The 25,501-nt window shown below is 55.6% G+C and carries 22 protein-coding genes and 2 pseudogenes; 15 read left to right on the forward strand and 9 right to left on the reverse strand.

What is annotated here, in order from left to right; all coding sequences use genetic code 11:
* Positions 1-312: 312 nt before the first annotated feature.
* Both HV832_RS17615 and HV832_RS09000 read left to right on the forward strand, forming a co-directional pair.
* A pseudogene (locus tag HV832_RS17615) lies at positions 313-414 on the forward strand (transposase); the annotation flags it as partial.
* Positions 404-652 (forward strand): annotated as a pseudogene (locus tag HV832_RS09000) (transposase); the annotation flags it as partial. The pseudogenes HV832_RS17615 and HV832_RS09000, both read left to right, overlap by 11 nt.
* A gap of 161 nt (positions 653-813) precedes the next feature.
* Here the strand turns inward: HV832_RS09000 and HV832_RS09005 are convergent.
* Positions 814-2,202 carry a flavin monoamine oxidase family protein gene (locus HV832_RS09005; RefSeq protein WP_176803348.1) on the reverse strand — a complete coding sequence of 463 codons (1,389 nt, stop codon included), beginning with the start codon at positions 2,200-2,202 and terminating at the stop codon, positions 814-816.
* 395 nt (positions 2,203-2,597) lie between these two features.
* Here HV832_RS09005 and HV832_RS09010 point away from each other — a divergent pair, with 395 nt between their 5' ends.
* The 7 genes from HV832_RS09010 (at position 2,598) to HV832_RS09040 (ending at position 9,280) form a co-directional block, all read left to right on the forward strand.
* Positions 2,598-2,951 carry a VOC family protein gene (locus HV832_RS09010; protein ID WP_176803351.1) on the forward strand — a complete coding sequence of 118 codons (354 nt, stop codon included), beginning with the start codon at positions 2,598-2,600 and terminating at the stop codon, positions 2,949-2,951.
* 251 nt (positions 2,952-3,202) lie between these two features.
* A complete protein-coding gene (locus HV832_RS09015; RefSeq protein WP_176803353.1) occupies positions 3,203-3,523 on the forward strand; it encodes a BufA1 family periplasmic bufferin-type metallophore in 321 nt (106 codons plus the stop codon).
* 29 nt (positions 3,524-3,552) lie between these two features.
* Positions 3,553-4,461 (forward strand): MNIO family bufferin maturase, encoded by a 909-nt coding sequence (gene bufB / locus HV832_RS09020; protein WP_176803355.1) that lies wholly within the window; start codon positions 3,553-3,555, stop codon positions 4,459-4,461.
* A complete protein-coding gene (locus tag HV832_RS09025; RefSeq protein WP_176803363.1) occupies positions 4,443-5,234 on the forward strand; it encodes an HvfC/BufC N-terminal domain-containing protein in 792 nt (263 codons plus the stop codon). Before bufB ends, HV832_RS09025 begins: the two co-directional genes overlap by 19 nt.
* Positions 5,227-5,742 carry a DoxX family protein gene (locus HV832_RS09030; RefSeq protein WP_176803370.1) on the forward strand — a complete coding sequence of 172 codons (516 nt, stop codon included), beginning with the start codon at positions 5,227-5,229 and terminating at the stop codon, positions 5,740-5,742. The genes HV832_RS09025 and HV832_RS09030 overlap by 8 nt, the downstream gene beginning before the upstream one ends.
* A 491-nt stretch (positions 5,743-6,233) precedes the next feature.
* The gene (locus tag HV832_RS09035) at positions 6,234-7,889 is read left to right on the forward strand and encodes a DUF1800 domain-containing protein (protein WP_176803371.1); all 1,656 of its coding nucleotides are present in this window, start codon (positions 6,234-6,236) and stop codon (positions 7,887-7,889) included.
* A gap of 8 nt (positions 7,890-7,897) precedes the next feature.
* On the forward strand, positions 7,898-9,280 hold the full coding sequence (locus HV832_RS09040; RefSeq protein ID WP_176803373.1) for a DUF1501 domain-containing protein: 1,383 nt from the start codon (positions 7,898-7,900) through the stop codon (positions 9,278-9,280).
* 96 nt (positions 9,281-9,376) lie between these two features.
* On the opposite strand, the gene HV832_RS09045 is transcribed toward HV832_RS09040, so the two are convergent.
* The 3 genes from HV832_RS09045 to HV832_RS09055 are packed head-to-tail and all read right to left on the reverse strand — an operon-like array spanning position 9,377 to position 13,158.
* Positions 9,377-10,423: an XdhC family protein gene (locus tag HV832_RS09045; RefSeq protein ID WP_176803375.1), complete on the reverse strand. Its 1,047-nt coding sequence runs from the start codon at positions 10,421-10,423 to the stop codon at positions 9,377-9,379.
* Between the two features lie 16 nt (positions 10,424-10,439).
* Complete coding sequence (locus tag HV832_RS09050; protein WP_176803378.1) at positions 10,440-12,674, reverse strand: xanthine dehydrogenase family protein molybdopterin-binding subunit; 2,235 nt, start codon at positions 12,672-12,674, stop codon at positions 10,440-10,442.
* A gap of 10 nt (positions 12,675-12,684) precedes the next feature.
* Positions 12,685-13,158 carry a (2Fe-2S)-binding protein gene (locus HV832_RS09055; RefSeq protein ID WP_176803380.1) on the reverse strand — a complete coding sequence of 158 codons (474 nt, stop codon included), beginning with the start codon at positions 13,156-13,158 and terminating at the stop codon, positions 12,685-12,687.
* Between the two features lie 282 nt (positions 13,159-13,440).
* Between HV832_RS09055 and HV832_RS09060 the strand changes: the two genes are divergently transcribed.
* Entirely contained in the window at positions 13,441-14,352 is a 912-nt protein-coding gene (locus HV832_RS09060) for an AraC family transcriptional regulator (RefSeq protein ID WP_176803382.1), read from the forward strand.
* Positions 14,353-14,364: 12 nt separating this feature from the next.
* Here HV832_RS09060 and HV832_RS09065 read toward each other — a convergent pair whose 3' ends face one another.
* The gene (locus tag HV832_RS09065) at positions 14,365-15,747 is read right to left on the reverse strand and encodes a hypothetical protein (protein ID WP_176803384.1); all 1,383 of its coding nucleotides are present in this window, start codon (positions 15,745-15,747) and stop codon (positions 14,365-14,367) included.
* Positions 15,748-15,948: 201 nt separating this feature from the next.
* On the opposite strand from HV832_RS09065, the gene HV832_RS09070 reads away from it, so the two are divergent.
* The 5 genes from HV832_RS09070 to HV832_RS09090 all read left to right on the forward strand — a co-directional run bounded on the left by HV832_RS09070 (position 15,949) and on the right by HV832_RS09090 (position 20,150).
* Positions 15,949-16,293, forward strand: coding sequence for an ArsR/SmtB family transcription factor (locus HV832_RS09070; protein ID WP_176803386.1), 345 nt, complete (start codon positions 15,949-15,951; stop codon positions 16,291-16,293).
* Positions 16,294-16,331: 38 nt separating this feature from the next.
* On the forward strand, positions 16,332-16,811 hold the full coding sequence (locus tag HV832_RS09075) for an arsenate reductase ArsC (protein WP_176803388.1): 480 nt from the start codon (positions 16,332-16,334) through the stop codon (positions 16,809-16,811).
* The gene (locus HV832_RS09080; RefSeq protein WP_176803389.1) at positions 16,808-17,494 is read left to right on the forward strand and encodes an MIP/aquaporin family protein; all 687 of its coding nucleotides are present in this window, start codon (positions 16,808-16,810) and stop codon (positions 17,492-17,494) included. Before HV832_RS09075 ends, HV832_RS09080 begins: the two co-directional genes overlap by 4 nt.
* 107 nt (positions 17,495-17,601) lie before the next feature.
* Complete coding sequence (leuE, locus tag HV832_RS09085; RefSeq protein WP_176803391.1) at positions 17,602-18,279, forward strand: leucine efflux protein LeuE; 678 nt, start codon at positions 17,602-17,604, stop codon at positions 18,277-18,279.
* A gap of 311 nt (positions 18,280-18,590) precedes the next feature.
* Positions 18,591-20,150 (forward strand): DUF5666 domain-containing protein, encoded by a 1,560-nt coding sequence (locus HV832_RS09090; RefSeq protein WP_176803393.1) that lies wholly within the window; start codon positions 18,591-18,593, stop codon positions 20,148-20,150.
* 102 nt (positions 20,151-20,252) lie between these two features.
* Here the strand turns inward: HV832_RS09090 and HV832_RS09095 are convergent, their stop codons facing one another.
* The 4 genes from HV832_RS09095 to HV832_RS09110 all read right to left on the reverse strand — a co-directional run bounded on the left by HV832_RS09095 (position 20,253) and on the right by HV832_RS09110 (position 25,472).
* Positions 20,253-21,152: a pirin family protein gene (locus tag HV832_RS09095; RefSeq protein ID WP_176803395.1), complete on the reverse strand. Its 900-nt coding sequence runs from the start codon at positions 21,150-21,152 to the stop codon at positions 20,253-20,255.
* 14 nt (positions 21,153-21,166) lie between these two features.
* Positions 21,167-21,574 carry an OsmC family protein gene (locus HV832_RS09100; RefSeq protein ID WP_176803397.1) on the reverse strand — a complete coding sequence of 136 codons (408 nt, stop codon included), beginning with the start codon at positions 21,572-21,574 and terminating at the stop codon, positions 21,167-21,169.
* Between the two features lie 171 nt (positions 21,575-21,745).
* Positions 21,746-22,690 (reverse strand): cation diffusion facilitator family transporter, encoded by a 945-nt coding sequence (locus tag HV832_RS09105; RefSeq protein ID WP_176803399.1) that lies wholly within the window; start codon positions 22,688-22,690, stop codon positions 21,746-21,748.
* Positions 22,691-22,814: 124 nt separating this feature from the next.
* Positions 22,815-25,472 carry a lamin tail domain-containing protein gene (locus tag HV832_RS09110; RefSeq protein ID WP_176803400.1) on the reverse strand — a complete coding sequence of 886 codons (2,658 nt, stop codon included), beginning with the start codon at positions 25,470-25,472 and terminating at the stop codon, positions 22,815-22,817.
* Positions 25,473-25,501: the final 29 nt, after the last annotated feature.

Here is a 25,501-nt window from a genome sequence, read left to right on the forward strand (position 1 = left end):
CTTACAGAGCCACTTCCCGACTAACTTTATTCAACCTGGTCAAGTGTGACTAACGTAAATAAAGTTGGTCGGACCAATAACAACGCTTTTCTATCAATGCGATTGACTGATCGAGTAGACTTGACGCAGTTTCAGGAGCTTTTCGGTATTACTCAGTTAGGCTGCGCGCTGCGCCTGTATAGGTAATTGCCAGCTTAACGATCCGCAAAGCTTGTCGTCATTATTCAGGCCCTCTGCACCTGTCCAATCTTCAACATCTCTAAAAATATCAGTCGCTGTCCAAACAGTAGGGTAGAGGAAGAGAGTTCTGCAATGAAACAATCAAGGTTTTCTGACAGCCAAATCATGGCAATCCTGAAGCAAGCTGAGAACGGTTTGATCATTCCGGATGTGTGCCGCGAGCATGGAATTAGCNAGCCAAATCATGGCAATCCTGAAGCAAGCTGAGAACGGTTTGATCATTCCGGATGTGTGCCGCGAGCATGGAATTAGCGTGCCCACGTTCTACAAATGGCGAGCCAAGTTCGGCGGCATGGATGCTTCGCTAATCGCCCGAATGAAAGAGCCGGAAGCTGAGAATGCGCGTCTGCAGAAGATGTACATCGAAACCCAGATCAAGAATGATTTGCTCTCGGAGGCACTTGGAAAAAAGCCTTGAGGCCATCTGACCTATAAAAGCGCCATGATACTAATTTTAGGGGCAGGTCAACCACACTAGACACCGCTTTTTCGAGGAAGTCGGAATTGCAGACAGCGCAGGAAATTCATCACCAGCAAGTCGCAGGAGAGTTTGTCGTGTGCTGGTTTGTATATTCAGCGCCGGATGTTCAGTTTGAGAATTTCGTCCGCGGCACGTAAGCCGGATTGATAAGCGCCGTGTACGGTCTGATAGTATTTTTTTTCGGTCGCTTCGCCAGCAAAAAATACTTTAGCTGTAATGTTCCTGGCCAGATCATCACGTTGTCCCGGCGTTGAGCCGAATGCATTGAAAGAATACGATCCATAGGCGTAAGGATCAGATTTCCAGCGTGTGATGATCGCATCCACTGGCATCGGAATTTGTTTGCCAAACATCGTGCTCAGTGTCGAGACTGCGCTCTGGATAATTTTGTCATCGCTCCAGGTTTCAATTTTGCTACCAAAGTCGGCGGCGTTAAAGCCCATCAGTACCGGTTTCCCGGTCGGCCGCGCAAAGCTGACCCATTCTGCCCATTCCCCGGCATGACCTGAACGCGGTAAATGATTCAGCCAGTCCAGACTGGTATTCCAGAAGGTTTCCGGAAACAGCAGGCAATACTTATTCAGTACGCCAAATCCCAGCTGACGGATTGCCGCTTGTTTTTGTGGCGGTAAAGCCGGGAAAAATCTGACGTTTCCGGCCTTCAGTACACCAAGTGGCAAGGTCACGATCACTGCGCCAGCGGTAAACCCACCCTGGGTCGTTTCAACGCTGACGCCTTCTTTCTCATCGTAGCGAACGGCGCTTACTTCGTGGCGCAGACGTATATCCAGACCAGCTGCCAGTGAGTCGGTAATGACTTTATAGCCGTCCAGAAAAATTGCTTCCTCCCCTGTATATGAACTGCCGTCATCAAACCAAAGGCGTGATAACTGATCTGCAGAGCCGCTGTATTCATGCTCAAAATTCGAATTCAGCGTGAAATCGATGATGCGCTGTTCCAGCGGCGGGCGGGTATCGTAATCGGTTTCAGCGTAAACCAGCTTGCGCAACGAGGAGTCCGGTCCTCGGCGGTTTTGTTCAACAATTACTTCGCTGATCTCTTTGCGTATGCTGTCGATTTTCTTTTCATCGCGGGCGTTCAGCGCCGTTCCGTCACCGTTATAGAGTTCAGCTTTTTCCGCATCTGTTATTACGGTGCGGGCACTGATTTTACGTGCCAGTTTTGCCACCGGATTTGCTGGCCCCGCACCATGTATCCACGACGCACCGATATCGATAGCCGGTCCGCGCCAGTTTGTATAGGTATGAATTCGCCCGCCGGTACGGTCACGGGCTTCCAGCACAATCACATCCACGCCGATATCGTGCAATTTCCGGGCAGCTGCCAGACCGGCAATACCGGCGCCAATCACCAGTACCTGTGCGGTGTTTTTTTGCCCACTATGGCCGGCGGCAAGACTGCCCAGGGGTAATAAGGGTGACAAGCTCAAGCCAGCTTTCAAGATGGTTCTGCGTTTCATGCTGCTCTCCTGTTCAGGTTGTGTATTTCTGGCTCAATACTTCAATCGCTGCACGCAATACCGGCAAATATGCGTTGTGCATTGACTGGAAATACTTTGCATCCGTTACCCCATCGGCAAAATATACACGATAGTTCAGAGGCGTTACCTGCACGACCACAACCTGCCGGCACTAAGCCGTCTATCATCGATAAACATCACGCCTGTGTATGCCCTGCCACTTTCAATCTGGTGACATTCGCCCCGTGCAATTTCAACGGACCCCATTTCAAACGCTGGATCTTGCGCGATACGTTTTGAGAAAAAAGGAGAAAATGTGTAAATTTGATGGAAATACATCGAAAATGTATCTAACGCAAGAAAAAAGCAGTCAATCTCAACCTAGGGAGAATCCCATGAGTCTCAGCCGTCTTGTTCCTATGCAGCCTGTCAAGAGCTTGTTGGTCAGTGTGGTGTTTTACGAGAAGCTTGGTTTTCGGGTTGAAAGTCGGAATGATGAGTGGGGATGGGCGATGTTGTCCTGTGGAAATTGTCAGATCATGCTCGATCAGTCCATTAATCTGCATCCGGACATTCCCCGCATTTCCGTTCTCTACCTTTATCCTGACAATCTCGTGGATTTTCGTCATCGTGCGCAAGAAAATGGCCTCTCCCTTCCTGAGATCGATGACACATTTTACGGAATGACCGAATTTCGCATAGAAGACCCAGACGGTAACCGCCTCTGGATTGGTCAAGTCAGGGGGTAATGATCCATGCTGTTCCAGCATCCTCCTTTCAGTTTGCTTATCTTGCCGACGGCATGTAATGAATGCGATGTATCAAGTGAAACACGCCATTGATCGGCCGCAGAAAATATTTTGAAAATATGTTGTAAGGAATCCTGATGCAGTGACGACTACATCATCAATAGATCGGGCGGGCTTTGGGAGACAAGGGCGTGCCGGGGTTTATTGTGAGTCATTTCAGAAATTTATTCCCACTGTAAAGGATCAATATCATGAGCAATTTCACTGCAACACAAAAAAATACCGCTGCCGCTCTCGCGATCGCACTGACAGCAGCCCTGGCGACGATGTCTGCACCGGCATCGGCTGCTGACAAGATGGGGGGCGACACGGAAAAATGTTTTGGCGTGGCTCTGAAGGGTAAAAACGATTGCAAGGCTGGTGCCGGTACGACCTGCGCAGGCACTTCCAAGATCGACTATCAGGGCAATGCCTGGTCGATGGTGCCTGCAGGAACCTGTGCAAAAACCGTGTCCAAGACTTCACCGACCGGTTTCGGACAGATGGAAGCTTTTAAAGAAAAGAAAGCCTGATCAGGTATTAACACATTACGGAGCGCTCTATGCTGAAAAAATTCTCTGCATCGTTGCAGCATGGCGGCGCTCCGGCTGGTATCAGCATGCCGTGCCTGCCGGTACGCGCAGGCATTGGTCTGAAACCTGAGCATTTTCATGCTGTGCTGGAAATGCAGCCCGATGTCGGTTTCTTTGAAATCCACGCTGAAAATTATATGGTCGATGGCGGTCCATTGCATCATTATCTGAGCAGAATCCGCGAACATTATCCGCTCTCCATCCATGGAGTCGGTTTGTCGATCGGCGGAGAGTCCGCATTGGATATGCAGCATCTGGATCGATTAGCCGGACTGATCCGGCGTTATCAACCGCAATCATTTTCCGAACACCTGGCGTGGTCCAGTCACGGTGATGTATTTCTCAATGACTTGCTGCCGGTAGCTTATGACGCAACCAGCTTGCAGCGCGTTTGCGATCACATTGATCAGGTGCAGTCGCACCTGCAATGCCGGATGCTACTGGAGAATCCGGCCAGCTATGTGGAATTTTCTTCGTCAACGATGACGGAAGCGGAATTTATCCGTGAGGTGGTACAACGCACCGGCTGCGCTCTGTTGCTGGATGTGAATAATGTTTACGTCTCCAGCGTCAATCATCAGCGCGATGCCTGCGCTATGATCCGCGCCCTGAGCCTGCTGCCGGTGGGTGAGGTACATCTGGCTGGATTTGCGCAGGAGACAGATGCTGCCGGAGCACCATTGCTGATAGACAGCCATGGTGCTGCCGTTGCGCAGGAAGTCTGGGGACTGTATCAATACGCGCTGGAACGCCTGGGGCCGGTTGCCACGCTGATCGAGTGGGATAACGATGTTCCGGCGCTGGAGATTTTATGTCAGGAGGCGATACAGGCGGATTGCCTGTTGCAGGATGTTTCCGTATGGGAGCGCACAGCGTGAACCAGCAACAGTTTGCCGATGCCCTGCTGAACCCGGTATTGCCCGCGCCGTCGGGACTGAGCACATGGAATGGCTCTGACCCGGCGGTGCGTTTCGCGGTATACCGCAATAACGTAACGGTGTCGCTGATTGATGCGCTGGCGGACACCTTTCCTGTCACGCAGCAATTGGTTGGAGAAGATTTTTTTCGCGCTACTGCTCGATTGTTTGTGGCCAGTGAACCGCCGCGATCGAAAATACTGGCATTTTACGGTGCGGCGTTTCCGGATTTTCTGGCGAATTTTCCACCGGTGGCAACGGTACCTTATCTGGCAGATGTCGCCCGACTGGAAATGCTGCGCGTGCATGTCTGCCATGCGGCAGATGATCCGCAGCCAGCGCCGGAAACGTTGATACACATTCTGGACAAACCTGGTCTGTTACCTCACTGTCGCCTGCACCTGCATCCGTCGGTACGGGTTTTCCGGTCACGCTATGCGGCGGTATCGCTCTGGGCGGCGCATCATGGCCTGGGCGACATCGGCAATATAGACCCGGATATCCCCGAGGCGGCTTATATCGTACGACCTGCGCTGGAAGTGGAGGTCATTCCGGTGTCCGTTGCTGCGGCCGGTTTTCTTGCGGATCTGCTGGCAGGCGTCAGTTTGGGCGAGGCTGCAGAACGGAGCAGCAACGCAGATATGCAAGAAGAACTCGCAGATATTTTTCATTTGCTCATCAAAACCGGATCGGTCACCGGGATCAGCCACATATCAGGAGAACAATATGAATGAGCATCACCATATCATTCGTATCCGCCACAGCCAGCCATTGATTGCACTGATTCAGCGGTTGATTACCTTATTCGGACATATCCCGGATTCGCTGATCGCTGTCGTCGGGCGATTCTCGATTGCAGCCGTATTCTGGAAATCGGGGCAGACAAAAATTCAGGGGCTGGCGATTGATCTGATCAGCGGTGAATTCAGTCTTGGCTGGCCGCATTTGTCGGACAGCGCGATTGAACTGTTCCGCAGCGAATACCATTTGCCATGGCTCGCGCCGGAGCTGGCAGCGCCGATGGCGGCACTGGCAGAGCATGTTTTTCCTGTGCTGCTTCTGCTGGGACTGGCAACCCGCTTTTCTGCCCTGGCATTGTTCGGTATGACCATGGTGATCGAAATTTTCGTGTATCCGGATGCATATCCCGTACATGGGACATGGGCGGCCATACTGCTGTACCTGATGGCTAAAGGACCGGGGAAAATTTCTCTCGATCACTGGATTACGCGTCGTCTGTAAAGGAATGGAGGTTTTTCTGGTGGGGCTTTTTAACGATTCAAGATATCGCTCCGGAGAACGATAGACGGTAACGAACTACATCATGGGAGAACTACAGTTATCGTGGTAATTGGCTGCTATAAAATTGTCCGGGAAAGCGGAAAAAATCATGCGCTAAATGTGTACTGAAGTCAGAACCCAGTGGACAGTGTTAGAGTAGACACGTCGAGATTCTTATTTACAACGATTGCACTGTATTTCCGCTATTGCGCCCCTTTTCATGCATATATGCCTTTATGTCAAAATAGATATGGAGAATCAACCTCTATGGGTTACACGATTCTTCGCAGATCAGGTCTGTGCTACACTCAATCGTCGTGGAAAATGCACAGAAATTGTTCTGGAACCATGATGCTATCCGGTCTTTGGCTCTGCGCCGATACCCTCCCGACGAAATATCCGGGCCAGGCTTCGCACAAGTTCTCCTAAATTTTACTGAACAGGTTGCCTTCATGAAGTCAGCAAAAAATACATGGGTCTGGCGCGGAGCCAGCGGTTTACTGACGTTTTTTCTGCTGACTTCCTGCAGTGGCGGTGGCAGCGGTTCCGGTCCGGGGACAGTAAATCCTCCGCCTCCGGTAGCCCAGATCACTACCAACCAGGCTGCCCGTTTCCTCACTCAGGCCACGTTTGGTGCGCGCCAGACCGACATCGATCAACTCGTCTCCAGCAATAGTTACGATAACTGGATCAACAGCCAGCTGAGCATACCGGCTACTTTACAGCTGCCGCAAATGCCTGCCAGCGGCACCTCCACGGCGCTGCGCAATGCGCGCATCGAGGCTTGGTGGACTACCGCAATCAATGGTCAGGATCAGTTGCGGCAGCGCGTAGCGTTCGCCCTGAGCGAGATTTTCGTGGTATCCGACCGTAGCGACGCGTTGTCTGAAGAGGTACGTGCTATTGCTTATTATCACGATTTGCTGGCCAAAGATGCTTTTGGCAGCTTTCGCACGCTGCTGGAAGATGTAACCCTCAGTCCGGCGATGGGACTGTACCTGAACATGCTCGGCAATCAAAAGCCGGATCCTGCCAATAATATCCATGCCGATGAAAACTATGCGCGCGAAGTGATGCAGTTGTTCACAATCGGACTGGTGCAACTTAATGCCGATGGCACGATAAAAACCAATGGCGGTAATCCGATTCCCACTTACGGCCAGCCGGAAGTCAGTGGTCTTGCACGCGTGCTGACGGGGTGGAGTTGGAATAGTGCCGACTTTTTCAACGGCCCGGCTAATAATGTTGCACAGATGGTTCCTTTTCCCAGCTTTCACGATACCGCTGGCAAAACCATCGTCGGCGGCGTTGCCATCACCGGCAGCGACGCGGGTACGGAGCTGAAATCTGCGCTCGATACATTGGCCAATCATCCCAATGTCGGCCCTTTTGTCTGCCGCCAACTCATTCAGCGACTCGTCACCAGCAATCCATCTCCGGCGTATGTGGCACGCATCGCGCAAGTATTTGCTGATAATGGTAAGGGCGTGCGTGGCGACCTGGGTGCTGTGGTGCGCGCTATCCTGCTGGATGCAGAAGCACGCAGTGACAGCAATATCGGCGGCGCGGCATACGGCAAACTGCGCGAGCCGCTATTGATGGCGACCCATTTGTGGCGGACTTTTGGCGCCAGTGCAGCCAATGGCAAATATCAGGAATGGAATCCGGAAGACAGTCTCGGCCAGGCACCGTTCAGCGCACCTTCCGTATTCAACTTTTTCAACCCGCGCTTCGCACCGGCAGGGCCGATTCAACAGGCAGGGCTGGTTGCGCCGGAATTCCAGCGCGTTAATGCGGCTTCGGCAGCATTGATCAATAACTTCCTCGCGGGCCACATTTTCGGTCACGATCAGGGTAACACCAGTGCGCAAGCCGCCGACATCCTGTTGAATCTCGATCCGCTGCGTTCATTGGCGACCGGCAGTGACAGCGGCCCACTCGTGGATAAGCTGAATCTACTGCTGATGAGCGGCCAGATGAATGCGAGCATGCGGCAATTATTGGTAACACGTTTGAACGGCATGGACGCCAGCGACCGCGGCACCGCCCGCATTCTGGAAGCCATTTTCCTGACGATGGGCTCCCCAGCTTATCAAGTACAGAAATGAGGATGTCGATGAAACAGACCTTACCCAGCGCTCTGATGAATCGGCGCACGTTACTTAAATGGAGTTGCGGCGCAGCTTTAGGCAGTTCCTCCCTGCTGGCTACGCTGGGCGGACTGACCGCTATGGGAAGTGCGGCGGCAGCCGGTAGCTCGGGCTATCGCGCATTGGTATGCGTGTATCTCTACGGCGGCAATGACGCCTTCAACCTGATTGTACCCACAGACAGTACAGGTTATGCAGCGTATCGGAGTGCCCGCGTGAAACTGGCCATTCCTCAGTCCAGTCTGTTGCCCATCACAGCTAAAACACCGGATGGTCATCAATATGGTTTACATCCCTCTGTACCAGAACTGCAATCGCTGTTCTCAACGGGGCAATTGGGCGTAATCGCCAATGTCGGTACCTTACTTGCTCCTGTGACACGTATGGATTACCTGGCAGGAAATAATCTGCCGCAACAATTGTTTTCGCATTACGATCAGACCAATCAATGGATGACCAGTCGTCCGGAAACTCCGGATCTCACCGGCTGGGGCGGGCGTATCGCTGATTTACTGCAATCACAGAATCAGGCGAATGGCTTATCGATGAATATCTCGCTGGACGGCAATAACGTATTTCAAAGCGGAAATACCGTACTGCCTTACGCCGTCGATCCACAAGCCGGCGCACAGGATTTTGATGGACTGACTGCCAATGATCCGGCCGAACGCCTGAAGGCTTTTCAATCAATAATCGATCAAGGCAGTGCCAGCGCCAATCTGCTCGAACAACAGCAAGCCGGCGCAGTTAAACAAAGCCGCATGTTGGGTAAGGTTGTACGCACGGCGCTTGGACAGGCACCGGTTCTTAAGACGGTATTTCCCAATAGTGACCTGGGGCAGCAGTTGAAAATGGCGGCGCAACTGATCTCCGTACGCAGTCAGCTGGGGGCAACGCGGCAAGTGTTTTTCGTATCTATGGGGGGCTTTGATACGCATGATAATCAACCGATTGCGCAACCCAGATTGTTCAGCGCACTCAGTCAGGCACTCTCCGCCTTTTATAACGCCACTGTAGAGCTTGGCATCGCCAATTCGGTCACGACGTTTACGCAATCGGATTTTGGCCGCACACTGACCAATAACGACAATGGCACCGACCACGGCTGGGGTTCGCACCATCTGGTGCTGGGAGGTGGCGTCATCGGCGGCGACATCTACGGCAGCATGCCTGACCTGACCATAGGCGGTGCGAACGATGCTGATCTCGGCCGCATCATTCCTTCCACCTCGACCTATCAGTACGCCGCTACACTGGGGCAATGGCTGGGCGTATCCAATAGTGATCTGGCGACCCTGTTTCCGAATTTAAATCGTTTTAACAAAGCCAATCTGGGATTTATGGCTTGAAGGCTTTCCGGTATCTAGCTACGGTGAGAGCGCCTATGCGCAAATCGGGATCAGCGTTATAAAGTGTTGGGCGCCTCCCGTTATGCTGGTGAATACTCAGACCATGCAGCCGGAAGCGCCGGAAGAAAGGTCATGGACGGTTTCATGTTGCTGCTTGCCGGTTTCCACTGCCGTTGCGGCAGCGACGGTAATGCCGTTTTTGACGGCGACGATTTCAGCCATGATAGACAGGGCGATTTCTGCCGGCGTCTTGCTGCCGATATACAGGCCAGCCGGGCCATGCAGCCCTTGCAGGGTCTGGTCCGGGATATCGAAATGGGTGCGCAGCCGTTCGCGCCGGTGCTGGCTGTTTCTGCGCGAACCGATTGCGCCGACGTAAAACGCCTGCGACTGCAGCGCATCGATCAATGCCAGATCATCGAGTTTCGGATCATGGGTCAGGGCAATGACGGCGGTACGGGCATCGGGCTGCAAACGCAGGATCAGGTCGTCCGGCATGTCTGAACTGAGGCTGGTGCCGGGCAATTGCCAGCTGGCGCGGTATTCCTCACGCGGCTCGCAGACAATGACTTCAAAGCCCAGGCTCAGGGCGATCTGGCACAGGAAACGGGACAGGTCGCTGGCGCCGATGACGATCAGCCTGACTTGCGGCCCCAGGTAAGTGGTGAGTTGTTGCTGATCCAGATGCGGCATCCCGTCGCGCTGACCTGGCCGTAGCGTAACGTCACCGCTTGCCAGGTTCAGCACCCGTTCGGTACTGCGCCGCTGTTCGCAACACGCCAGCAATTCATCCAGCCGGCTGTGCGCCGATACCGGTTCCAGCACCAGTTCGACCGTACCACCGCATGGCAGGCCGAAACGGTGCGCTTCGTCGGCGGAAATGCCGTAGCGCATCACGGCGGGCAGATGGCTGTTGCAGACGGTATGGATGCCTTGTTCCCGTATCCGTTGTATCAGTTCGTCTTCGATGCAGCCTCCCGACACCGAACCGGCGGTTTCGCCGAGGGCGTTGATCGCCATCAGCGAACCGGGCGGACGCGGGGAGGAGCCCCAGGTTCTGGCCACCGTGACCAGCACGACGGGCAGGCCGAGCGCCTGCCAGTGTAGTGCGGTGCGGAGCACGAAGGTGTCGAGATCTTCCATCTTGTCAGCCCGCTCCTCAGGTTGTGCTCAGCTTGAACGGCAATTGACGCACCGGCTTGCCGGTCAGCCGCGCCAGTGCGTTGGCAAAGGCCGGCGCCAGCGGCGGCAGGCCGGGTTCGCCCATGCCGGTAGGCGGTTCTGCGCTGGGCACCACATGGATGTCGAAAGCCGGCACATCCGTGATGCGGGCCACGGTGTAGTCGCTGAAGTTGCTCTGTTCCACGATACCGTCTTTCAGCGTGATGGCTGCACCCGGCAGACACATGGACAGCCCCATGACGGCGGCTCCCTGCACCTGCGCTTCGATGGTGCGCGGATTGACCGCCAGATTGCAATGCACACCGGCCGTCACGCGAATCAGCGCCGGTTGTCCTTTCTTGAGCGTTGCTTCCACCACATAGGCGACCACGGTTGAGAACGATTCATGCACGGCCACGCCCCAGGCATGAGCGGCCGGCAGCCGTTTTTTGCCATAGCCGCTCTTGTCCACCGCCAGTTGCAGCGCGGCGCGGTGACGCGGATGCTGTTCACCGAATAGGTTCATCCGGTACGCTACCGGGTCCTGTTTTGTGGCGCGGGCGATCTCATCGACCAGTGTCTCCATCACAAATGCGGTATGGGTCGACCCGACGCTGCGCCACCATAGCACCGGCACATTGTGTCTGGGGTGATGCACTGTCAGGCGCATCGGGAACGGATAGGGATCTCGCATGCCTTCGGTGGCGGTGGCGTCGATGCCGTTTTTGACCTGAAATGATTCAAACAGCGTACCTGCCGTGATGGACTGGCCGACAATCACATGATCCCAGGCCAGCACTTGACCTTTCTGGTCGAAACCGATGCGGGCGCGGTGCAGGTGCATCGGACGGTAATAGCCGCCGTGCATATCGTCTTCACGGCTCCAGACTGTGCGCACCGGTACATTCAGGCCTGCTGCATGGGTTGCCTTGGCAATTTCGCAGGCTTCAGTGACAAAATCGCTGCCGCTGGAAAAGCGCCGGCCAAATCCGCCGCCTGCCATCTGCACATGCATGGCAACCTGTTCCGGTTTCAGTCCCAGTACTTTCGCCGCCGCCGCCGCATCCATGCCGGGCCCCTGCGAGCCGGTCCAGACTTCGGCGCGTCCTTCTGACAATGCCACGGTGCAGTTCAGCGGCTCCATGGCGGCATGCGCCAGATAAGGAAAAATAAATTCGGCATCGATTTTTCCGGTAGCGCTGCCGAGTGCGGAAACATCCGCCTCAAAAAGCCGCGGACCCGGCTGTGTGGCGAGCTGGCGGTATTCTGCCAGTTGCTTCATGCTGTCCACTTTTTCGACCGCTTCGGTGTTCCATGTCAGTTTCAGCGCATCGCGCCCCTTTTTGGCAGACCAGTAGCCGTCGGCCACCACAGCCACGCCTTCGCCATGATGATCCAGCGGAATACGCACCACCGCCTTGACGCCTTTGATGGCCAGCGCCGCACTGTCGCCCACCGAAGACGGGCGGCCACCAAAGACCGGCGGCCGGGCGACCACGGCAGTCAGCTGTCCCGGCAGATGCATATCGATGCCGTAATCCTGTTTGCCACTGCTTTTGGCGCGCGCATCCAGACGGTTGGTGGGCTGCCCGATGAGGCGGAAGTCGGCGGGGCTTTTCAGCGTCACATGCTCCGGCACCGGCATCGTCATGGCAGATTCCGCCAGTTCGCCATAGCTGAGCTGGCGACCATCGGGATGCATCACCTTGCTGGCCCGGGTGTGCAGTTGCTCGGCAGGCGTGTTCCAGCGCGCTGCTGCTGCGCTCAGCAGCATGGCCCGGGAACGGGCGCCGAGTTCGCGGTATTGCGTGAAACTGTTTTTGATGGAATTGGAACCACCGGTCAGGTGGATGCCAAACAGCGGATCGACATAGGCCGCATCGCCCGACCCGTGCTGGCTGCGCACCAGGCTCCAGTCGGCATCGAGCTCCTCTGCCAGGATCATCGGCAGCGCAGTTTGCACGCCCTGACCGAATTCAAGCCGGTTGATGATGACCGTAATTTCACCGTCCGGCGCAATCCGGACAAATGCCGATGGCTGCTGGGTGGGTTTTAAGGCGTCCGCCGTCTGCCCTGCTGCCAGATGCGGGAAAGTGCCGAGCGCAAATCCGCCGATGCCCGCGAGCTTCAGGAAACTGCGGCGCGTCAGTCCTGACGCGGGTTCCGGTTGATTCCGGCTCAGCAGGTGCTGCAGGGCGCGTGGCATGTCGATGTCTTGGATATTCGGTAACATGAGGATTCCTTCAGGTGAGGGATTTGGCAGCATCGGCCACGGCGGCTCGGATCCGGGGGTAAGTGCCGCAGCGGCAGATGTTGCCGGCCATCGCGGTATCGATTTCTGCCGCACTTGGCTGTTTGCCCCGCGGCAGGGATTTCAAAAATGCCGTTGCGCTCATGATCTGGCCGCTCTGGCAATAGCCGCATTGCGCCACATCATGCCTGATCCAGGCGGCCTGCACCGCATTGCCCACGCGGTCATCGCCGCCCGTGGCTGCTTCGATCGTGGTGATTTTCCTGCCTTCAACACTGGAAACCGGTGTGACGCACGAACGGATCGCCTGCCCGTCCAGATGCACGGTACAGGCGCCGCACAAGGCTGCGCCACAGCCGAATTTGGTGCCGGTCAGCTGGAGGCTGTCGCGCAGCGTCCACAGCAGCGGGGTGTCTGGTTCGACGTCCACCAGCGTATCTTTACCGTTGATAGTGAGCTTGATCATAGAATTCTCCAGAGTGAGAAAGAAAGGCCGGGCGGATGTCGCAGTCAACACAGCCCTGGCTGGTCCGGCGTTGTCATCCATCATAGAACAGTTGCCGCCTGAATGCCGGACGGTTAAAAGGGAAATCTCCTGTGCGATGGCTATTGTGTCGCAAGAACAGGGCCGGGAGTTTGCCTGATCTGATGCTTTTCTTGCCTGATTTGACGAATTCTTTACAAAAATAAAAAACAAAACAGTGAACGGTGATAGCCTGCATCTGCCTGAATCCTTTTCCGACTCCCTATGAAAGAACAATCTCAATCATCCGCTGCCAACAAGCAGTTACTGGCAGAACTGGCTGGACAAATTGCCCAAACCGATGGGGTTTTTAACACACTGATCCCCGAGCTGACGGTCTTTCGCCGCAGTACCCTGACTGCCCCGCTTCCCTGCATTTACGGTCTGGGGCTGGGCTTGACGGTGCAGGGTGGAAAGCGTGTCATGCTGGGTGACGAGATGTTTGACTACGGCCCGGGTCAGTCGCTGCTGACTTCGGTGGATCTGCCGGTCATTTCCCATGTGACCCGCGCCACCGCAGAAGCGCCGTATCTGGGGCTGGGCATTGCGCTGGATGCCCGGCTGATTACCCAGATTGCCGCCGGTATGCCCGTTCCGGCATCGTCCAGAGCACCGGCGGCACGCGCCATGTCGGTCGTCGATCTGGAAGACGGATTGCTGGGGGCGCTGGTACGCCTGGTGCAGCTATTGCGAGAACCGGCAATGATCCCGCTGATTGCCCCGCTGATGTTGCAGGAAATCATCGTGCGCCTGTTGAGCGGCGGGCATGAGCGCGTGTTGCGCCATCTGGTGACGGCCGGTTCGCCGGGGCAGCAGATCGCCAAAGTCATGTCCTGGCTGAAGCAGCACTACATGGAGGATATTGCGATGGAAGACCTGTCGGTCAGGGCGCACATGAGTCCGTCGACTTTCCGGCAGCATTTCCGTCAGGTAGCCGGCATGAGTCCGCTGCAATACCTGAAATATTTACGTTTGCAGGAAGCCCGGCAATTGATGCTGAATCAGGACTTAGACGCCAGCAGCGCGGCAATTCAGGTCGGGTATGAAAGTGCATCCCAGTTCAGCCGCGAATATACCCGGCTGTTTGGCGCGCCGCCTTTGCGTGACATCCGGCGGGTGCGTGCGTTGCCGGTGTAGGCCGGCGCGCCATCAAGGATGGCAACAGACATCCATGCTGTGCAGATTCAGCGTTCCGGCATCGGCCGGCAACACATAGACCGGTGCAAAACCACCGCCCGGCGTGCGGAAGTTGGTGGTTTGCCCCTGATAGAGGCGGGCTGCAGTCCACAGCACCTCACCGTCATACACATAGTCCCGCAAATCGAATTTGAGCGCCTGCGCCGCATCGGTACCGGCAATCATGCGCTCCCCCGGCTTCACCAGCGCCTGGGCGATGTACTGCCCGGCCAGGATTTCCTGCCACACCCGTTGCGTGATTTTGTCGCCGCGGTACGCGGCACGGCTGCCAAAGCCGGCGGCAGGTTTGAAGAACAGACCGTGCCGCGCTTTCCAGAGCCGTTCGCTCTGGTCGGCGGTGACCAGTTCCGTCCGCGGAATGTTGTCGCACAGGATATCCTGAATGGCAGGCGCAACGCCCCATGCGCTCAGACGTTGCCGGTCCGTCCACAGCACCAGATTGCGCTTGTCGGCATACAGGGCATGGGTCTGCGGATGCGGCGTCAGCACCATCGCATCGCACAGATAGGCGTCGCGCAGGACCTGATGTTCTGGCTGTTCCAGGTAAAAATCGGTGAGCCGGTTATACACCAGATCAATCGGTGTTTCACCGTACCATAACTGAGCGTTTTCCAGCCGGAATGTCGCCGGGCCCGCAATCACGACATGGATGCCATGACGTTCAAACAATTGCTGGAACAGCAGGAATTCCGGATAAAGATATTGCTGTTCCGGATTTTCATCGACGATCGCGATGCTTGTCAGCGGGCGCTGGCGCTGGGTCATCGCCAGCGCCCATTCCTGCTGAAACATATCGATGATGCGGGTTTCAAAAGCATCAATCGAGGAGCGGGACGGGACGTACATTTCAATTTCGGCGCAGCATGCGCGCTGGGCGCGGGCGAGGATCGCATTGAGCATGGCGCCGCCCGCATTGGTATTGACTTCGATCAGACCGGAATGCTGTTCGTTGACGTGGAAGTCATAGCCGAAAAAAACACCGCGCTGTCCCGGCGGCGTGTGACGGGCAATGTCCGGTGCCGTCGCCAGCACGAAGTTGCGGTAGGCGGGCAATGCCACCACCGCTTCTATTGCGTCAATCGTGTCCCGCATACGTTGCGCCTGCCGGTGGGAGAGGAATACCGGATGCTCGGCAAACAGATGCGGACAGCGTTGCTGAATCAGGGACGACAGTTCATGCTGACTGATCTCGGATTCCAGCGCCTGCTGCAATGCCTGCTGATTCAGGCTGATGCAGAAGCATTCGCTGTTGAGCTGGCTGGCCACCGCCATTTCCGGCACAGACAGCACAGTCTGGCTGGCGATGGGGAGCGCGGTGGCGTCCGGTTCAGACATCGGGATACCTCATGACATCAGATGGTTGGAATAGATTTTAGTGTGACGTTGGCCTGAAATTGTCGCATTTCGTGCATGAATGAGCATAGCTGTGATCGTGGAACAGATAACTTGATGTGAAACAAGGATGGTTTAAATAATTCTATATTTCGATTATTATGGAAATATAGATTGAAAATTCAAAGGATAAAAAGGATAAATATGGAAACCCGACAAGCCATTTCTGCACTGGCGGCGATTGCGCAGGAATCACGTCTCGCTATATTCCGTCTGCTGGTGCAGGCCGGACCTGCCGGATTAATCGCCAGCAAGATCAGCGAGCAGCTCACGATTCCACCGTCTTCTTTGTCTTTTCATCTGAAAGAGCTGAATTACGCCGGATTGACCACTGCCAGACAGGATGGCCGTTTCATGATTTATACGGCCAATTTCGAGACCATGAACGATCTGCTGGGTTTTCTCACTGACAACTGCTGTGGCGGTAATCCCTGTTCTTCCGCATCGTCCTGTACATCGGATGCCTGCAGCAGCGCGGTCACAGCTTAAGCGATGTTTTTCCTTCTTATTGATTTTCTGATCAGGCCATGAACGTACTCTTTCTCTGCACCGGCAATTCCTGCCGTTCCATTCTGGGTGAAGCCACTTTCAATCATTTAGCACCGCCCGGCTGGCATGCCATGAGCGCCGGTAGCCAGCCCACCGGACAGGTGCATCCGCGCTCGCTGGCCCTGCTGGCAAAGGAAGGCATTGCTGCCAACGGTTATGACAGCAAGTCCTGGGATAATCTGCCCGCTACGCCTGATATTGTCATCACGGTCTGTTCCAGTGCGGCCGGCGAGACCTGTCCGGCCTACCTGGGGCCGGTATTGCGCACGCACTGGGGAGTCGCTGATCCGGCGCATGTAACCGGCACCGATGCCCAGATAGACGCCGCATTTATGCAGGCATACCGGATTCTGCGCGCTCGCATCGAGACATTTTTTGCCTTGCCGCTGGAAGATCTGGTGCAGGACAAGACCAGGCTCAAAGTCGAGCTGGACCGGATCGGAGTGCAATCAGCATGAATAACGCGAAACGTCTGGTGTCTGAAGGATTGGGCAGCGCCTTGCTGCTGGCGGTAGTGGTTGGCTCTGGCATCATGGCGGAGCGGCTGGCGGCAGGCAATGCCGCGATTGCCTTGTTGGCCAACAGCATTGTCACAGGTGCCGGGCTGATTGCGCTGATCCTGATGTTTGGCGCCATTTCCGGTGCGCATTTCAATCCGGTCGTGACGCTATCGGCAGCCTGGCAGAAAACCATGTCGTGGACGGACGTGTTGCCGTATATCGTGGTGCAGATTGCCGGTGCATTTGCGGGTGTGGCGATAGCGCATGGCATGTTTGACGAGCCCTTATTTTTTGCGTCCGCGCATGTCAGAACCGGCTGGGCGCAATGGTGGAGTGAATCGGTGGCCAGCTTTGGGCTGATCGCCGTCATTATCAGCACTTCCAGAACCCGTCCCGGTGTGACGCCGTTTGCGGTGGCAGCCTATATTACGGCAGCCTATTGGTTTACGTCATCGACCTCGTTTGCGAATCCGGCGGTGACGCTGGCACGCGCCGCCAGCGATACGTTTGCCGGCATACGGCCAGCCGATGTACCCGGCTTCATCATTGCCCAGCTGTGTGGTGCAGCCCTTGCCACCGGTTTATTTTCCTGGCTATATCGGGCACCGGCGGTGAAGAATACGGAGCCGGTGGCGGACTGAAAACCGGGCAAAAAACGGCTTCTCATGACGGCTGCATGGCAGCAGCCGCGGCCCGTCGCTGTTATGATGGACGCATTCCAAATTGTTGCTGTGACCGGGAGTTTTCCATGAATGCATTCATCCATTCCAGTTTCGGTGTGACCGATTTCTGGACTTTTCTGATCGGCACCATTTTCATTGTGCTGCTGCCGGGGCCGAATTCGCTGTACGTGCTGAGTGTTGCCGCGCAACGCGGCGTGCGGGTTGCGTATCGCGGCGCCTGCGGAATTTTTCTGGGCGACCTGATGCTGATGATTTTATCTGCCGGCGGTATGGCTTCGCTGCTCAGAAGCAGTCCCGGCTTATTTTATGTGGTGAAGTATGCCGGCGCAGCGTATCTGGGGTGGATTGGCCTGCAGATGCTGCGCAATGGCTGGCGAGGGTTCCGTCAGCGTGCACAAACCGCTGACGCTCCTGTTTCTGTCGCTTCAGCAGCGGTTCAGCCGGGCGAACCATTCACCAAGGCACTGGCGATCAGTCTGATGAATCCGAAGGCAATCCTGTTTTTTATTTCTTTCTTCATCCAGTTCGTCGATCCGGAATTTCACGCGCCGCTGCTGTCTTACGGTTTGCTGGCGCTGATTTGCCAGCTGGCGAGTTTTACTTACCTGACGATCATTATCCTGGTGGGTGCGCGACTGGCCGAGGCATTCCGTCAGCGCCGCCGCCTGTCGGCAGGGATGTCGGGCGGTGTCGGTGCGCTGTTTATCGGGTTCGGCGTCAAGCTGGCATCGGCAACCCTATGACAGGATGAGGGAAGATTGGCGGCTGCTCAATCATCGTCGTATAAGGTGTTAGTTACTTTAGACAGAGACGCCAGCTTTGCATTGTTGGCTTCCATGCAAGCGTGGCAAAAAAATTGTAACCACCAATCTCTATAATTTATGACAATTGTTCAGAGGGACGGTACTGCGTATTCACGGCTTATCAGGTTTTACCGTCACGTTTTTTAACAATTGATTTAAGGCGTACTTAAGTTTTATTGCACAAACTGTGCGGATCCGGGCTGGCTCATTAGCTGGACTGTTGTTTGATGATTTAACTCATGAGGTCTGAAATGAATTTCTCTGCAATGACAATTTCCCGGTTGCGCCGCGTAGCCGTTATTGGAGCGGCCAGCATTGGCCTGATATCTTTGCTGACAGCTTGCGGCGGCGGAGGCAGCTCCGGCTCCTCTACTTCTGCAACTGCCACCACTCCGGTCAGTTCAGGTGGGAGTACAGTGACTTACACCGGACCGGTTGCTGGTCTGGGTTCCATCGTGGTCAACGGGGTGCGTTTTGAGACCGTTGGCGCTAATGTGCACGATGCCGATGATCCTTATGGCAGTACCAAATTCCAGTCCGCGATCAAGCTCGGCACGACAGTTTCTGTGACCGGCACGGCAGACGACAGCACCAGTTCCGGCGCCGCCGCCGATATCCGCATCATCGGTGGCCTGCGCGGTAAGGTCACAGCAGTTGATACCCAGAAAAATACGCTGACGCTGAACGGCCAGGTGGTCAGCGTTACCAGCGCCACGGTGTTTGAGGGCGCGCTCAGCAGCCTGTCTGCTTCTATGGTGAATATGTATGTGGAAGTGTATGGTTATCCGCAGTCCAACGGTGTTTTCACCGCAACCCGGATTGAAGTGTCGGCCACAGCGCCGTCAGTGACCGGTGCTGTAGTTTTGCGCGGTATGGTCAGTGCAGTGGATATGACCGCCGGTACACTGAAACTTGCGAGCGGCCTCAGCGTGAGCTTCATGGCAAGCCAGGTATTGCCGAAAGGTGCGCAAATTGCCGTGGGAACCGATGTCCGCGTCTTGGCGACTACTGTACCGGTCAATAACACGATTGTTGCCACAAAAGTCATCGTAGTCGGTGCCGGAACGCTGGTAACAGGGAACTCTAATTCACCCTCCGGACAACTCATCAAGATCAAGGGAATAGTTGATGCAGTCAGCGGCACAACCATCACCGTGGCTGGGACGAAGATTGACCTAGGTACATTGCCTGTGCCGGCAGTCGGTGCCGTGGTGGAAATCAAGGGAACACTGTCTTCCAGTGGCACCATTACTGCTACCAAAATCGAGCTGGAATCGAATGGTCACAGCGCGGATGTGCACAGCACAGACGGTAAGGTGACAGCAACCGCTAACTACCAACATGAACTCTATGGTGTTGTGACAAATTTCGTTTCACTGTCTAGCTTTAAGGTGCAGGGCGTACCGGTTGATGCGAGCAAGGCACGCTTTGAATATGGACTGAACAATCTGGCCAACAACGTGTATGTCGAAGTCAAAGGCACGTTGCAGAACGGCGTGCTGGTGGCAACGAAAATAGAGCTGAAAGGGAAAACGACCGCTACCACCAACGGGAGTGGCAATCCGTCCAGCGACCAGTCCAGCGGCAACCGCAGCTTTGAAATCTATGGCGTCCTGACCTGCACCAGTTATCCCGCCAGCTGCACTTTGGAACATGGGCTGACTACATTGCAGGCTAATCTGTCTGCCGCGGTATGGGCAGACGGTGGTCAATATCAGACCGGAACGAAGATGTTCGTGGAAGCAAAAGGTTATCTGGACACCAAAGGCGTGTTCCAGGTCAGCAAGATCGAAACCAAATCGGGCAGCTGAATCAGATAGTTGGACACGGGATGGCCGGTATCCGGATCATCCCGCTCCGTGACAACAGATTGATAGAGCAGACTGATAACCTGTGGCGGCGTTAATCGGCGGTCACAGGTTTTTTTCATTGAGCGCGTCACCCCAGGGAAGGGCCGGCGCGACCAGACGCCGCTGTCCGGGGTGGCTGACTGCCGGAAAACGTGAGGTGCCGTTTTCCCAATCCTGCTGCGCCTGTGCAACCACAGCTTTACTGTTTCCGACAAAATTCCACCACATCACCACCGGCTCTGAAAATGGCAAACCGCCGAGCAGCAGCGCGCGGCCGCCGGCCGCCAACTGTATCTGCAACGTCGCCGCACCGCTGGCGGAATAGGCCAACTCATGCATGGCGATGGCTTCACCCTCTACGGTGACTTCACCTTCCAGCGGCAGGATGCCGTATTCAAACGACGGCTCCAGCGTCAGCGACAGGTTGCAGCCATCGCGGCTCACCAGATCCACACCGACTAAAGGTGTGTGCACCTGTGCCGGTGCCGTGCGCCCGGCGTAGCTGCCAGCGAGCAGAGTGAAACTGCAGGCCTGATCGTCCCAGCGCGGCAGCACCGGATAATGTTCAAACCGCGGTTCGCAAAATGCCATCTCTGGCGGCAGTGCTATCCACAGCTGTGCCAGATTCAGCTGCTGGCTGCCTGTGATCGAATCCTCGGTATGCACAATACCCCGGCCCGCCGTCATCAGGTTCACCTGACCTGGCCGGATGACTTGCTCATTACCCAGACTGTCACGATGCAGGATTTCACCTTCAATCAGCCAGGTGAAAGTCTGCAGGCAGGTATGCGGATGTGCGCCGACATGCATGCCGGCGCCCGGGGCAAAGCTGACCGGACCGGCGTGATCCAGAAAGCACCATGCGCCAATCATGCGACGCTGGCGGGTTGGCAATGCACGCAGCACCTGCATGCCATCTCCCAGATCCGTGGCTCTGGCGCTCACGCGTTCTATACGGTTCATGAACCACCTCCTGTTCAGCGCAGATCGGAATGAATGCGGACTTCGCCGCTCAGCAGCTTGTGCATCGGGCAGGCATTCGCGATTTTGAGCAACTGCTCGCGCTGCTCCTGACTCAGATCGCCCGTCAGCTCAATATGCCGCAAGATATCGTTGCCCGTTTCCGGCTTGCCATCCGGATTCAGTTGCAGCACCACCCTGATGCCGGTCAGCGACCATTGCCGGCGGTTGGCCACCATCTGAACGGTGATCGCTGTGCACGAACCCAGACTCGCCAGCATCAGCCGGTCTGGCGACGGACCTGCATTGCCGCCACCGAACTCGGTGGGTTCATCGGCCAGCCAGGTATGGCCCAGATCGTCGGACAGGGTGACCTGATAAGGCATGCTTTGCAGACTGGCGGTGACAGCAGGTGTGGCAGACATGATGGTTCCTTGAAAGAATAGGGCATGAAAGACAGCTTGTTCCCTGCAAGGGTAACTGAAAACTGTCTGCCGTGTGTCGGTATGGTATGGCGGAAGAGATACGAGGCACAGGACAGTTCTGCACACTGATATCGCAGAACGACCACTCTGGTCGGGTAAGCTGCTTGTCGTTCAGCTTTGCCCGGGATGGTCGCGATCCGGTTTTTTCCAGGGGTCGAGATGGGTCATCAGGTTCAGTACCCGGTGCCTCTGCATGACTCTCTGCCGTGCTTCAACGGCAATATCGTGACCTGCTTCAACGGTGATGGCGGCATCGACTTCCAGATGCGCATCGACGACGATCATGTCGCCCATTTTCCGGGTGTGAACATCATGGACGTTGATGACGCCCGGAGTACTTAACAGCGTCTCACGGATGGCCTGGACTTCCTGTTCGTCTGCCGCACGGTCGGTTAGATCATGCAGGGCGTCCCAGCTGAATTCCCAGCCCATCTTGGCGACCATGAAGCCAACGATGGAAGCGGCTATCGGGTCCAGAATCGGATAACCAGCCAGATTGCCGATGATGCCCAGTCCCACCACCAGCGAGGAAGCCGCATCGGAGCGGGCATGCCAGGCATTGGCTACCAGCATGCTGGATTTGACCTTTTGTGCAATCGCCAGCATGTAACGAAATAGCAGTTCCTTGGCGACCAGCGCGGTGCCCGCCACCCACAAAGCCATGATGTGTACCTGCGGCACCAGTTCCGGCGCTTCCAGCTTTCTGAAGGCAGACCACAGCATGCCGAGGCCCACTGCCAGCAGCAGGATGCCGAGGATGAACGATGCCGCCGTTTCAAAGCGCTGATGACCGTAGGGGTGGTCTTCGTCCGCATCTTTCTTGCTGTGATGACTGGCGAACAGCACCACGAAGTCGGCAATCAGGTCGGACAGGGAGTGGATACCATCGGCAATCAATGCCTGGGATTTACCAACGATGCCGATGGTAATTTGCAGGACGGTCAGCCCGAGATTCACCACCACGCTGGTCCAGGTGCTGCGCGATGCGGCGGCGGCGCGCTGTTCCGGAGTCTGGAACAGGTCTTCAGGATCGTCGTAAGAGTCGTTTGGAATCATAGTCAGGTGTGGTCAGATCGGATTAAACGTAGTGGACAGCATTGTATATCCCGATTTTAACAAGGATGTGTCCGTTTTTTACGGTGATAAAAAAAGCCCGCATTTCAGTGCGGGCTTTTTGGTGTTACGGATGGGCTTTGCGTATTGAATCCAGATGACGTAAGAATATCGCCGGATCTTCACTGATTAATGTTCCGGGACCGTTATGCATCGGGTTTTTGCGTGGCACCAGATTGTGTGTGACGGCCGTCGGTACCACGGCGCCTGATTCGGCGCCCTGATGGCTACGCGTAAATGCCAGCACCAGATTGTCCCAGTCGTTATAGTCTTTCAACACACCGAGTGTGGCGGTGCTGTCCGGCTTGTGGATGTTGTAGGCAAAAGTGCCGCTGGTCTGACTGTTGCTGTTATCCCAGTCGGCATAAGCGCCGGCCACTGCACCACGGCCAATATTCTTGGACTCATCCAGATTGTTTTCATCCAGATCGATACTGGAACCATTGGAGTAATCCATGATAAAACTGGTTCCGCAGGGCGAGTTATCGATGTTGCAGATATTGATGCTGCTGGCCTTGGTATAGGTGCTGTTGTTCAGATAGAAGCGGTTGGCTGCCTGGAGACCGCTAGGATTGGCGCTCAGCCCCGGGAAGCTGTAGGTATAGTTCATGATGCTGTAGTAATTCGGCTTGTAATTATTGGCTTCAAATCCGCCATGCTGCAGACCGAGATTGTGTCCCAGCTCATGCATGATGGTGGCAGCCTGCGCATTCACCGTGTAATTGATGTTGGCGGCAGAAGTGAGTTTAAAACCGCAGTTGCCCATGGTGATGATGAAATCATTACCGTTCAGCTCGCCCAGTCCGCTGGAGCCGCAGCTGCCATCGGTTTTTTGCGAACTGCCCATGACCACGTAATGGAAGATCAGTTTGCGCCGCACATCCAGATTATCGCGTTTGAAGTCGTACAAATTGGCACAGCCAGTTGGTACAGTATTCGTGCTTTCCATCACCAGGCAGGAGGAGTAGGCGAGTGCTGTTTTGCCACCTCCCAGATTGAAGGCTGCTGTATTGATGGTCGGCGAATACAGCGTGCCGGCATCCACATGGACGGCAATCTTTTTCTTACCGTTGGTAAAGGTGTGATTGGCGAAAGTATCGACCAGTTTCTGTACCGCTTCCTGGCGCAGGATAATGCCGGCGTCGGTGCTGCTCATGCTGTCGATCTGAATGAACAGGTCACGCTGACCTGGGCGTGCACCGAGCGAGTAGAGGTCAAGACCGGCAAAGGTTTTTCCGCTCACCTTGGCACTGTCGGGAATGCCGTCGCCGTCAGAGTCGAGCACGCCGACGCCGACGTCGTTCGGTCCGCCCGGAGTGGAGAAATTCACGGATGACCAGTCGCTGCCGGTGAAATTATTCACCATGCCCGAGGACGCGAGCCGGACAATGGAATAACCGTAATTGGCCGTATTCGGCAATGCCGGCGCATTGGCGCCGCTCCAGGCGCTGGCAGTCGTCGGTGCGCTTGCAGAACTGCCGAATCGCACGAAATCCGCTGTCACCCCGCCTTTGACCAGTTCGATATTGCCGGAGGCACCCCAGAACGGGATGCTGCTGCCATTGCTGACGTAGACCATCTGCGCGTTATTGGTCAGATTGGCCTGGGTTTTACTGGCGATGACCAGATAGCCTTTCGGCGGAATCGTGACCGACGGCAGGGTGAAGCTGGCTGGTGCGTAATAGTAGGAGGTGCCGCCGTCGTAGTGACTGCTGTTGAGCGTGTAATCGGACAGGTTGATGCTGATCGTGGCATTCGGGTTATACACCTCAAACCAGACAGCGCTGTTGGTGTAATAAGCCGATGCCACTTCCGAAATCATTAATGGTTTTGCCGTTTCAGCGGCGACTGGATCGTTGTTGAAGATGAAACGCTGCAGATTGACTTTGCTGCCATTCGGCAGGGTCAGCACACCGGTATTATTACTGGTCATGTCAAAGCTCATGACCCCTGCACTGGTGCCAGACAGGGTGGCGCTCTGATACGCGCCGTACATAGTCTGGCCGCTGGTATAACTTAGCAGGGAACCGCTGATCCGGCTTGGCGTCAGCAGATTGGCAGCGCTGGCATACCAGGTAGGCTGGCCGTTGCCGGAATACATGAAAGCGGCGATGAACGCCTGCGCACCCTGCGCCTCGATGAAGTAACCGCGACCGCCTTCTGCCGGATTCCACCACCAGCCACTCTGGAAAGCATCAGTTGACGGTGCAAAAGCGGTCGGGGTCGAGATCGGGAAGGCATCGAGAGAAATCGTGATGCTGGCGCTGGAATTGACATCCTTAATTTGCAGCGTGCCCTTGGTGGTGGAACTGAAGGCTGCTGTAATCGTCGCGTATTTGGAGGAAGTCGCGGACTGATAGCTGCCCAGCAAGGTCTGGCCACCGGTGTATCGCAGCAGATCGCCTTGATAACTGCCGTCTGCCTGCACATTCATGGTGGTGGCATACCAGGTCGATTCGCCAGTGGTTTCGTACATGAAACCTGCAAGGAAAATCTGGCTGCCTTGGCGTTCGATAGCGAAGCCTCTGCCACTTTCTGCGGCATTCCAGAACCATCCGGTTCTCGGTGCGACATAGAGCGCAGAAGTACCGGCTGCGGACACAGTGGTTCCGGCAGCCTGGTTGACGTTGGCTGTGCTGGCAGTCTCTGAGCTGCCGCCGCAGGCGGTGAGCAGCATCAGCAACAGGCTGGAAAACAGGAGTTTAAGCAAATGGCTACGCATCATGATTTTTGGTAATAAATTATGCAGATTTA

It is taken from the genome of Cognatundibacterium oligocarboniphilum (genome assembly GCF_013377855.1).
Lineage (GTDB): Bacteria > Pseudomonadota > Gammaproteobacteria > Burkholderiales > Burkholderiaceae_D > Undibacterium > Undibacterium oligocarboniphilum.

Coding starts and splice junctions, on each gene's coding strand:
- HV832_RS09090 (WP_176803393.1), top strand. CDS start 18,591: ATGAATTTCTCTGCAATGACAATTTCCCGGTTGCGCCGCGTAGCCGTT.
- HV832_RS09010 (WP_176803351.1), top strand. CDS start 2,598: ATGAGTCTCAGCCGTCTTGTTCCTATGCAGCCTGTCAAGAGCTTGTTG.
- HV832_RS09070 (WP_176803386.1), top strand. CDS start 15,949: ATGGAAACCCGACAAGCCATTTCTGCACTGGCGGCGATTGCGCAGGAA.
- HV832_RS09100 (WP_176803397.1), bottom strand. CDS start 21,574: ATGTCTGCCACACCTGCTGTCACCGCCAGTCTGCAAAGCATGCCTTAT.
- HV832_RS09095 (WP_176803395.1), bottom strand. CDS start 21,152: ATGAACCGTATAGAACGCGTGAGCGCCAGAGCCACGGATCTGGGAGAT.
- HV832_RS09080 (WP_176803389.1), top strand. CDS start 16,808: ATGAATAACGCGAAACGTCTGGTGTCTGAAGGATTGGGCAGCGCCTTG.
- HV832_RS09055 (WP_176803380.1), bottom strand. CDS start 13,158: ATGATCAAGCTCACTATCAACGGTAAAGATACGCTGGTGGACGTCGAA.
- HV832_RS09025 (WP_176803363.1), top strand. CDS start 4,443: ATGGGAGCGCACAGCGTGAACCAGCAACAGTTTGCCGATGCCCTGCTG.
- HV832_RS09030 (WP_176803370.1), top strand. CDS start 5,227: ATGAATGAGCATCACCATATCATTCGTATCCGCCACAGCCAGCCATTG.
- HV832_RS09005 (WP_176803348.1), bottom strand. CDS start 2,202: ATGAAACGCAGAACCATCTTGAAAGCTGGCTTGAGCTTGTCACCCTTA.
- HV832_RS09110 (WP_176803400.1), bottom strand. CDS start 25,472: ATGATGCGTAGCCATTTGCTTAAACTCCTGTTTTCCAGCCTGTTGCTG.
- leuE (WP_176803391.1), top strand. CDS start 17,602: ATGAATGCATTCATCCATTCCAGTTTCGGTGTGACCGATTTCTGGACT.
- HV832_RS09035 (WP_176803371.1), top strand. CDS start 6,234: ATGAAGTCAGCAAAAAATACATGGGTCTGGCGCGGAGCCAGCGGTTTA.
- HV832_RS09045 (WP_176803375.1), bottom strand. CDS start 10,423: ATGGAAGATCTCGACACCTTCGTGCTCCGCACCGCACTACACTGGCAG.
- HV832_RS09050 (WP_176803378.1), bottom strand. CDS start 12,674: ATGTTACCGAATATCCAAGACATCGACATGCCACGCGCCCTGCAGCAC.
- HV832_RS09105 (WP_176803399.1), bottom strand. CDS start 22,690: ATGATTCCAAACGACTCTTACGACGATCCTGAAGACCTGTTCCAGACT.
- bufB (WP_176803355.1), top strand. CDS start 3,553: ATGCTGAAAAAATTCTCTGCATCGTTGCAGCATGGCGGCGCTCCGGCT.
- HV832_RS09015 (WP_176803353.1), top strand. CDS start 3,203: ATGAGCAATTTCACTGCAACACAAAAAAATACCGCTGCCGCTCTCGCG.
- HV832_RS09040 (WP_176803373.1), top strand. CDS start 7,898: ATGAAACAGACCTTACCCAGCGCTCTGATGAATCGGCGCACGTTACTT.
- HV832_RS09065 (WP_176803384.1), bottom strand. CDS start 15,747: ATGTCTGAACCGGACGCCACCGCGCTCCCCATCGCCAGCCAGACTGTG.
- HV832_RS09075 (WP_176803388.1), top strand. CDS start 16,332: ATGAACGTACTCTTTCTCTGCACCGGCAATTCCTGCCGTTCCATTCTG.
- HV832_RS09060 (WP_176803382.1), top strand. CDS start 13,441: ATGAAAGAACAATCTCAATCATCCGCTGCCAACAAGCAGTTACTGGCA.